This window comes from Vibrio sp. 10N.261.52.A1, from assembly GCF_002876325.1.
Taxonomy (GTDB): Bacteria; Pseudomonadota; Gammaproteobacteria; order Enterobacterales; family Vibrionaceae; genus Vibrio; species Vibrio chagasii.
Genome location: NZ_MCYD01000527.1, coordinates 1 through 9,231, shown reverse-complemented (window position 1 = coordinate 9,231; position 9,231 = coordinate 1). Strand labels below are relative to the sequence as shown.

Annotated in this window: 8 protein-coding genes; 6 read left to right on the top strand and 2 right to left on the bottom strand. The window is 43.5% G+C overall.

The features are described 5' to 3' along the window. The 5 genes from BCT81_RS07305 to gnd form a co-directional block, all read left to right on the top strand. The coding region (locus BCT81_RS07305; RefSeq protein WP_133152583.1) for an ATP-binding protein at positions 1-617 on the top strand (617 nt) is incomplete at its 5' end. A gap of 62 nt (positions 618-679) precedes the next feature. After that, positions 680-1,375: a response regulator gene (locus tag BCT81_RS07300; protein WP_102423692.1), complete on the top strand. Its 696-nt coding sequence runs from the start codon at positions 680-682 to the stop codon at positions 1,373-1,375. Between the two features lie 436 nt (positions 1,376-1,811). Continuing rightward, the gene (zwf, locus tag BCT81_RS07295) at positions 1,812-3,314 is read left to right on the top strand and encodes a glucose-6-phosphate dehydrogenase (RefSeq protein ID WP_063524298.1); all 1,503 of its coding nucleotides are present in this window, start codon (positions 1,812-1,814) and stop codon (positions 3,312-3,314) included. Next, positions 3,311-4,027: a 6-phosphogluconolactonase gene (gene pgl, locus BCT81_RS07290; protein WP_102423690.1), complete on the top strand. Its 717-nt coding sequence runs from the start codon at positions 3,311-3,313 to the stop codon at positions 4,025-4,027. The genes zwf and pgl overlap by 4 nt, the downstream gene beginning before the upstream one ends. Positions 4,028-4,056: 29 nt before the next feature. Further along, the gene (gnd, locus tag BCT81_RS07285; protein ID WP_017069357.1) at positions 4,057-5,505 is read left to right on the top strand and encodes a decarboxylating NADP(+)-dependent phosphogluconate dehydrogenase; all 1,449 of its coding nucleotides are present in this window, start codon (positions 4,057-4,059) and stop codon (positions 5,503-5,505) included. A 78-nt stretch (positions 5,506-5,583) separates the two neighbouring features. On the opposite strand, the gene BCT81_RS07280 is transcribed toward gnd, so the two are convergent. Together BCT81_RS07280 and BCT81_RS07275 are read right to left on the bottom strand one after the other, a co-directional pair. Then, entirely contained in the window at positions 5,584-6,822 is a 1,239-nt protein-coding gene (locus BCT81_RS07280) for a hypothetical protein (RefSeq protein ID WP_102423689.1), read from the bottom strand. Positions 6,823-7,180: 358 nt separating this feature from the next. Beyond that, entirely contained in the window at positions 7,181-8,329 is a 1,149-nt protein-coding gene (locus BCT81_RS07275) for an HD domain-containing phosphohydrolase (protein WP_241908176.1), read from the bottom strand. Between the two features lie 400 nt (positions 8,330-8,729). On the opposite strand from BCT81_RS07275, the gene BCT81_RS07270 reads away from it, so the two are divergent. Continuing rightward, the gene (locus BCT81_RS07270) at positions 8,730-9,143 is read left to right on the top strand and encodes a VF530 family DNA-binding protein (protein ID WP_032554115.1); all 414 of its coding nucleotides are present in this window, start codon (positions 8,730-8,732) and stop codon (positions 9,141-9,143) included. Positions 9,144-9,231: the final 88 nt, after the last annotated feature.

Sequence of the window (9,231 nt, the reverse complement as noted above, 5' to 3'; positions counted from 1 at the left end):
CACAAACTCACGAGCATAAGAACAAGCTAAACACGATCAGTGGCTTGATCCAGATGGGGGAGTTGGAATCTGTTCAGCAATTGATTGGGCAAGAAACAGCGCACTATCAAAGCCTTATCGAGTTCTTGAGAGAAACGGTAAAAGATCCACTGATTGCGGGCATGTTGCTAGGCAAAACCGAGCGCGCACGAGAGATAGGCTTAGAACTCAAAGTTGAAGAGGGGTCTAGGCTAGAGGCATTACCAAGTTGGCTGAACGCTGATGATGTTGTCACTATTCTTGGTAACCTGATTGACAATGCTTTTGATGCGACGATGTCAGCGATAAAACAAGAGGGGCAGATTGTCCCTTCACGTCGAATGATTGAAGTTTCTATCAGTGATTTTGGCAACGAGATCATCGTGGAAGTGGAAGACAAAGGATGTGGATTACCCAAGCACTTAGCAACCGATGCGCTGACTGATAAAGGGGTGTCGAGCAAAGCCAAACAAAACCGCGGTGTTGGCTTGTATTTGGTTAAGCAGCTCACTGATCGCTATCAAGGGCAGTTAGAAATGTTCGACAACAACGACTTTGGCTCGCGCATGACAGTGTATTTGCCGAAAGAAGAACAATAGAGCACGAGCGAATCTATTAAGATCACCGTGACGGAAAAATAATGGTTAAAGGAAGAACTTAAATGAACGCAATCACGAGAGTCATGGTCATTGAAGATGATATTGCGATTGCAGAGCTTCACCATCGCTATCTAGAACAGATGGGAGGCTTTGACGTGGTTGGCATTGCCACTACACAGTCTGAAGCGCTTATGCAATTGGACATCTTAAAACCAGATTTGGTGCTATTAGATGTGTATCTGCCAGATGGTAGTGGGATCGATATTCTTAATCACGTTCGAGGTAACAACCAAGGGTGTGATGTGATTTTGATTACCGCGGCGCGAGATGTAGACACCTTACAGACAGCGATGCGCGGCGGCGTGGTGGATTACCTATTAAAACCAGTCATGTTTCCTCGTTTGGAAGCCGCGCTGAAGAAGTATCAGTCACAGTTACAAGAGTTCGAAAGCGTGTCTGATTTGAACCAAGGTTTGGTTGATAAGATGCTGCAAGCTAATGCTAAAGCAGACTCTGCAAAAGTATCGACGTTACCTAAAGGGATCGACGGCGTAACACTCGATAAGATTCGCGCGATTTTTCAACACGCAGATTCGGTGAACATCACGGCTGATGAGGCTGGTGAACGCATTGGTGCAAGCCGAACTACAGCACGACGCTATCTTGAGTTTTTGATTACCACTGGAGAGTTAGCCGCTGATTTGAATTACGGTACGGTGGGACGACCTGAACGTTGCTACAACAAAGCCACAAGGTAGCGTATCTATCCTTCTATTTAAGAGATAACCTTTTGCTACTCATTATGTGTAAAACCAGTTGAATAAGCTGGTTTTACTTTCTTTTTCACCTATCTCTACTCACTCCACAGACCAGATGCCATTCTTTCTCGACTACAATGTTCGAGAATGCTGATTTGCTTCTGTTTCAACCTTTGAGAAATCTATGGTCGATTATATTTTGTTCGAAAAGAGTCAATATTTAATCGATTGCCTTCACAGTGGTTGATGTAAATCAAATACTCATAGACAATACTGTCCCGAATAGTGGTGATAGCATTCGCCCTCGTTTACCAAACGCATTCTCAAGTGTAATAGGCACTTGCTATTGATGTAATAGCCAAGACCTATTATCTATTTTCGTATGTCGCTGATACCTTTAGCGAATACTAAAAACCTTGTTTTTATAGGAAAGATGATGGTAATACCTGAAAACAGCAGCATCGTTATTTTTGGTGCGTCGGGAGATCTAACTTACCGTAAGTTAATTCCTGCTTTGTACCACCTGTATGCTAGCAATCAACTACCAGAATCCTTTGCGATTCTTGGAGTGAGCCGTACTGAGTACAGCGATGAGTCTTACCGTGAGAAGCTGAAGAAGTCTCTTCAGGAAATGGAACAAACTGAACCAGAGACGCTGAATGCATTTATTGAACATTTGCATTACCAAGCGATCAACACTTCAGATGTAGACGATTACGCTCGTTTAGCACAACGTCTAGACAAACTTGAGCAAGACTACCAATTCGAAAACCACAACACTTTGTTCTACTTGGCAACGCCGCCAAGCCTGTACGGTGTTATCCCAGCAAACCTTGCTGCGCATGGCCTAAACGATGAAACGAATGGCTGGCGCCGTCTGATCATCGAGAAGCCATTTGGTTACGATTTAGCTTCTGCTCAAGCGTTAGATGAAGAGATCCATCATCACTTCCAAGAACACCAGATCTACCGTATTGACCACTACTTAGGTAAAGAGACGGTACAAAACCTTCTAGTGCTTCGTTTCTCAAACGCGATGTTTGAACCACTGTGGAACCGTAACTTTATTGATTACGTTGAAATCACAGGTGCAGAGTTCCTTGGCGTTGAAGAACGTGGCGGCTACTACGATGGTTCTGGCGCTGTTCGTGATATGTTCCAAAACCACTTGCTACAAGTACTAGCAATGGTTGGTATGGAACCACCAGCTCAAATTAACGCAGACTCTATTCGTGATGAAGTAGTTAAAGTACTTCAGTGTCTGAAGCCTCTTGAAGAAGAAGACCTGCGTAAAGATCTCGTGCTAGGTCAGTACACTGCTTCTGACGTTCGCGGCCAGCATTTGCTTGGCTACCGTGAAGAGCACGGTGTTGCAGACGACTCTCGTACTGAAACTTACATTGGTCTGAAAGCGCACATCAATAACTGGCGTTGGAATGGGGTTCCATTCTACGTGCGTACCGGTAAACGCTTACCAACACGCGTGACGGAAATCGTGATTCACTTCAAGAACACGCCGCACCCAGTATTTGGTCAAGATGCACCAGAGAACAAACTGATTATCCGTATCCAACCGGACGAAGGTATTCAGATGAGCTTTGGCTTGAAAGAGCCAGGCGCAGGCTTCAAAGCAAAAGAAGTGAAAATGAACTTCTCTTACTCTGACTTGCCAGAAACTCAAATGCTAACAGCTTACGAGCGTCTACTTCTTGATGCGCTAAACGGTGACGCAACTCTGTTTGCACGTACCGATGCAGTAGAAGCATGTTGGAAGTACGTTCAACCAATCTTAGACTTCAAACAAGATCCTCAAGCACTGTTTGGCTATGCTTGTGGTACTTGGGGCCCACAGGAAGCGGATGAACTTCTGCAACGTGATGGCCGCGCATGGCGTTTCCCATGCAAAAACTTAACAGACACGGATTACTGCGAACTATGATCAACCACAAGATCTTTGAAACGCCAGAGCTAGTTGTTGAAAACCTAGCAAACGAAATGAAAGCGTACAGCGAGCAGGGTAAACCTGTTCACATTTCACTGTCTGGTGGTAGTACACCTAAAATGCTTTTCAAACTATTGGCTCAAGCGCCATACGCAGAAGGCATTCAATGGAACAACCTTCACTTCTGGTGGGGTGATGAACGTTGTGTTGCACCGGATGATGCTGAAAGCAACTACGGCGAAGCAAACGCACTTCTATTCTCTCAAGTGAACCTTCCTGCAGAGAACATTCACCGTATTCGTGGTGAAGATGAGCCAAAAGCTGAAGCTGAGCGTTTTGCTAAAGAGATGGCTGATGTGATTCCTTGCGAAAACGGCACACCTGTTTTCGATTGGATTCTGCTAGGTGTTGGCGCAGACGGCCACACGGCTTCACTATTCCCGGGTGCAACAAACTACCAAGATGAGAACCTGTCTGTACTGGCTTCTCACCCTGAGTCTGGTCAAATCCGTGTTTCTAAAACAGCGAAAGTTTTAGAAGCAGCAAAACGAATCAGCTACCTAGTACTGGGTGCAGGTAAAGTTGAGATCGTTAAAGAAATTCATACTACTCCTGCTTCAGAGTTGCCTTACCCGGCAGCGAAAATCCAGTCTAAAACTGGTGAAACAGAGTGGTTCCTAGATTCAAATGCAGCAAGTGCTATCGCATAAGTGCGACTAGCCGCAAGGAGATATAAATAATGAAAGGTGATATCGGTGTAATCGGCCTAGCAGTAATGGGTCAGAACCTTATCCTAAACATGAACGACCACGGCTTCAAAGTTGTGGCTCATAACCGTACTGCTGCGAAAGTAGACGAGTTCCTAGAAGGCCCAGCTAAAGGTACTAACATTGTTGGTGCTTACTCTCTAGAAGAGCTAGTTGAGAAGCTAGAAGCACCACGTAAAGTGATGCTTATGGTTCGTGCTGGTGACGTTGTAGACACATTCATCGAAAACCTAATCCCACTTCTAGACGAAGGCGACATCATCATTGATGGTGGTAACACTAACTACCCAGACACTAACCGTCGTGTAGCGCACTGTCGTGAGAAAGGTATCCACTTCATCGGTACTGGTGTATCAGGTGGTGAAGAAGGTGCTCGTTTCGGTCCTTCAATCATGCCAGGTGGCGCGGCTGAAGCTTGGGAAGCGGTTAAGCCAATCTTCCAAGGTATCTCTGCAAAAACTGACGCTGGCGAGCCTTGTTGTGACTGGGTTGGTAACGACGGTGCTGGTCACTTCGTTAAGATGGTACACAACGGCATCGAATACGGTGACATGCAGCTTATTACTGAAGCTTACCAGTTCATGAAAGATGGCCTAGGTATGTCTGCTGACGAGATGCAAGCAGTATTCGCCGACTGGAACAAGACTGAGCTAGACAGCTACCTAGTTGAAATCACTGCAGACATCCTTGGCTACAAAGATGAAGACGGTGAAGCGCTAGTTGAGAAAATCCTAGACACTGCAGGCCAAAAAGGTACTGGTAAGTGGACAGGTATCAACGCACTAGACCTAGGTATTCCTCTAACACTTATCTCTGAGTCTGTATTCTCTCGTTGTCTATCTGCACTGAAAGATCAACGTGTTGAAGCTGAAACTCTATTCGGTAAGACAATCACTCCAGTTGAAGGCGACAAGCAAGAGTGGGTTGATGCACTACGTCAAGCTCTACTAGCTTCTAAGATCATCTCTTACGCTCAAGGCTTCATGCTAATGCGCGAAGCATCTAACGAGAACGGCTGGGATCTAAACTACGGTAACGTAGCACTAATGTGGCGTGGTGGTTGTATCATCCGTTCTGCATTCCTAGGCAACATCCGTGATGCGTACGAAGCAAACCCAGACATCGCGTTCCTAGGTTCTGACGAGTACTTCAAAAACATCCTACAAAGCAGCCTAGCGGCATGGCGTAAAGTAGCAGCGAAATCTCTAGAGTCTGGTATTCCAATGCCATGTACGATTTCTGCGCTATCTTTCCTAGACGGTTACACAACTGCACGTCTACCAGCTAACCTGCTTCAAGCTCAACGTGACTACTTCGGTGCTCACACTTACGAGCGTACTGACCGTCCACGTGGTGAGTTCTTCCACACAAACTGGACTGGTACAGGCGGCGACACTGCTTCTACAACTTACGACGTATAATTGATTATCATTTCGTTGTTAATATAACAAAGGTGCCCACAGGGCACCTTTTTAATAAGTCGTATATTGGAAAGGAATTTAGTTATCTCCCCAGTAAGCGGAGAGCAGGCGTGTATCTTCGTTATTCGCCAGGTAAATTCTTCCCTTATACATGAAGGTTCCTTTTATATCCCATGAAATACCTCCTTGGGAATTGGATACTTGCTGTACTTCTTGCGTTCGTTTTTCAAGGTTAAAGCGCGATAAGTAAGCCGCATTATCTTCCACAAAAAAGTTATAAGCGTACTTTCCTACAACATGAGGTTGTGTTGTTCCAATTTTTGCTTCGACAGGGTCAGTAGACCATTCATCCTTTGAAGTGTTGTATATCATGGCTTGCCCATTTCTGAAAAAGTAGACATCATTGCCAAACTGCGCCGATTGAGCAAAAGTGTTGAAGTGTGGACGATTACTTAACTCTTTCCATTTTTTGCGTTGAAAGTCATAGCAAAAATTGATTGGCTTTTGTTCATCTTGAACATTTTGATAGCCAAATAAATAGAGCTTGTCATTAATTACTTGTGTTGACTGTATTGCATAACCAACTGGATTCATCTCGTTTGTTGGAGATGGTGGGGTTGAAATAATTTCCCAAAGTAGGCTGTCTGTGTTCAGGCGTTGTATTTTGTCATTACGGTATGAAAATATGTCACCATCATATTGATAAACGCTACCTATCGATGTATTTTCAGCAATTTCGCGTTTTTTTACAGTTTTATGTGTTAGAAGATCATATTTGAATAACGCATAATTAAAACTGAGTTCATACATTGTGTCATCTATTACAACTGTTGTTTCTCCATGGCCAACCGCTCCTCTCTTTTCAATGGCTGCATGGTCAGTCAGAGACGTTGAATTTGTGTCATCAAGTGTTATGGTTTCTTCTCTAATAAATTGACCATCAACCATGATATCTATGACGATCGTCTGTTTGCCTTCGAAACGGTCATCGTCGTGGATCGCAAGCGTAAAATAGCCAGCATTATTTGAGGTTGAGCGTGAGGCAGTTAATTCAAAATCTTCACCATTCTTTGCTGTTGACTGCTCTGAAACTTTGAATGTGATTTGTCTATTTTTGTCGTCTTTGTATTTAACATCGTACCAAAAGCGATGTTGATATTCATTTTCGTAAAGAGTGAGATCAGAGTCTCTTAAAGCAACGCCGTCTTCGATCGTGCTATCAGAGTTTCCGCCGCCACAGCCTGAGATAATTGAAGAAACGGCCATCGCTGTTAGTAGCCGATTAGAGTTACTCTTAATTTGAGCTATTGGGTTCACGTGCGTACCTTTGGATAATTTTAAGTTTTTCTTTTTATGAGTACAGACCAAACCAATACCACCATAAATACACGCGGTGATTGATTTGGTAATTTGTGATTTTAAATATCTATATTTCTAGTGCGAGCTTGGTGATTATTTTTGCTGTTTACGTTGAATTATCATTTGTTGCGAAGCTGCAGTTTGCTGAGGCGAGTGTCATTTGAAATCGAAGTCAGTTGGTTTCGATGTGGTTTTGGCTCAGATACACTAATACGATGGGTTTTAAAGTTGAGGATGCCAATTGGCATCCTTTTTTGTTGGCTCTGATTTAGCTAACGCTTGATATTAGATTGGGAGCTTGCAAGATAAGTTCGAACTAAGCTGTCATGGCTTGCAGTTGAATGTCGTCGTTATATTGCTTTCTAATTGACAGGAAGCAATCGAGATTTTGCTTCAGAGCTTTGACGCATTGCGGATCAAACATCGAGCCATTATTTGATTCAATGTAATCCATTACTTCACTGATTGACCACGCCCGCTTATAAGCTCTTTTGCTCATTAGCGCATCAAACACATCCGCTAAGGTTACGATTCTCGCTTCTAGTGGTATGGACTGCTCACTTAAGGCATCAGGTAAGCCTGTACCGTCAAACCTTTCATGGTGATGACGCACGATATTCTTAAGGAATTGTATTTCGTCAGAGCACATCGAATTATGGTGGGAGAGAGAGACCACATCATTAATCATTTCTTCACCATACAAGGTGTGATTGTTCATTACCGCTCTTTGCTTATCAGTGAATCGCTCTGTACTAAATAGAATTTTATCGGGAATCCTGTATTTGCCGATGTCGTGGAATGGCGCGTAAAGCCGAATACGATGAATGAACTGATTAGTGATGTCAGCGTTACTGTGTGACAAGGTACGAGCCAACTGTTCGCTGTATTTACCCATTCGAATCAAATGTTCTTTGGTCTCAGGATCACGAGCATGTCCAATATTGAGTGCGATGGCCAACGAAGATTGAAAATGTCGCTGTCGTTCAAACAGTTGAATGAACAAACTCGAAATAACTTGAGCGAGATAGGCGGCATCGCTTTGAACTAATGTTTCATCAAAGAAGTTGGTTGATGATGCGTTAATAAATACAAAGCCAAGGCTGTGTTCTTGGTATTGAATGGGCGTGGTATAGCTGCTTCGATGGCCAAGTTTAATGAGGTTGGAAATCTGTCTGGTTTGGTGAACCGAAGTTAGATCGTTGATGATTCGAATATCGAGGGATTCAGCTAATCGAGAAAGTGCCGATTCTGGTTTGATTTCTTGCTCGATGTGTCGATGTTCAGCCTCTTTACTAAGGGCGTCTGCAACAAAGTAATCTGACGCCTTATTGTCACTGCAAAGTATGACCGAAAGCCGAGATAATATGGGGTAATGTTCGCGAGCTAGCCGAAAAAGGTCATTAACAATGGCGATAATGTCCTTATCTTGAGCCGCTACTCTGTTGATCTGGGAGTAGTCAAACATGTTACAAGCCAACCTTTATTTATAGTTATATCATTGTTTAGTAGGGGTATTTTTATTTTTCGACGTTACTCAAACCATAGCACTGCGTGCGGATAAAAGACAATAACAATAAAAAAATAAAGGTTATTTCAGTTTGTTCTCATCATTTTTGTTAACTCGCACTTTTGTTTGTGTAGGTCCAAACAACAGCTAGCACAAATGTTGAGTGTCAGAGCATTTAATGAACGTTTTAAAATTAAATGAAAAGATAAATAGGATAACCGACGCGCTTTATGCCATCATAACGACATAAATAAGGGCAATGGACATAATGCCTAAGTGATTGAGCAAGAAGCGGTCAGTGATGACGGTATTCTCGCGTATATTCAAGGCGTTGATCTGCCTTGAAAAAGGTAATGTTATGACTGAAGAAGAAAGAATCGAACTGCAACGAAATAACCCACTGCATGGCTTAAAGCTTGAAACCATGATCACTGAATTAGTGGATCATTATGGTTGGGAGATTTTAGATGCGGCAATGCGTATGAACTGCTTTAACACTAAGCCAACTATCGCAAGCGCTGTTAAGTACCTTAAGAAGACTGAGTGGGCTCGTGAAAAGGTCGAAAACTTCTACCTTTACCGTTTCAAGCGTATGCCTAAAGCGTCAGACATTGAATACCAAATGCCTCCACGTTCACGTACATTCCGCCACGGGCTCGAACCTCGTGAGCCTATGGAGCTAACAGTAGAGTCGATTCAAGCTTCACAAGCGAAAGCGGCTTCTGCATTTAAAGCTCGTCGCGGCGGCAACGGTCGTAACTTTCGTCGATAATAAAAAGCGTCGTTAATAAGAAAGCGATGAACACAAAATACAAAAGGAGCCTAAGCGCTCCTTTTTTCGTGTATTCAGCTTAGTGCTG

Bases quoted from the DNA above. Each gene is read 5' to 3' on its own strand.
- BCT81_RS07300 (WP_102423692.1), top strand. From the start codon at position 680: ATGAACGCAATCACGAGAGTCATGGTCATTGAAGATGATATTGCGATT.
- zwf (WP_063524298.1), top strand. From the start codon at position 1,812: ATGGTAATACCTGAAAACAGCAGCATCGTTATTTTTGGTGCGTCGGGA.
- pgl (WP_102423690.1), top strand. From the start codon at position 3,311: ATGATCAACCACAAGATCTTTGAAACGCCAGAGCTAGTTGTTGAAAAC.
- gnd (WP_017069357.1), top strand. From the start codon at position 4,057: ATGAAAGGTGATATCGGTGTAATCGGCCTAGCAGTAATGGGTCAGAAC.
- BCT81_RS07275 (WP_241908176.1), bottom strand. From the start codon at position 8,329: ATGTTTGACTACTCCCAGATCAACAGAGTAGCGGCTCAAGATAAGGAC.
- BCT81_RS07270 (WP_032554115.1), top strand. From the start codon at position 8,730: ATGACTGAAGAAGAAAGAATCGAACTGCAACGAAATAACCCACTGCAT.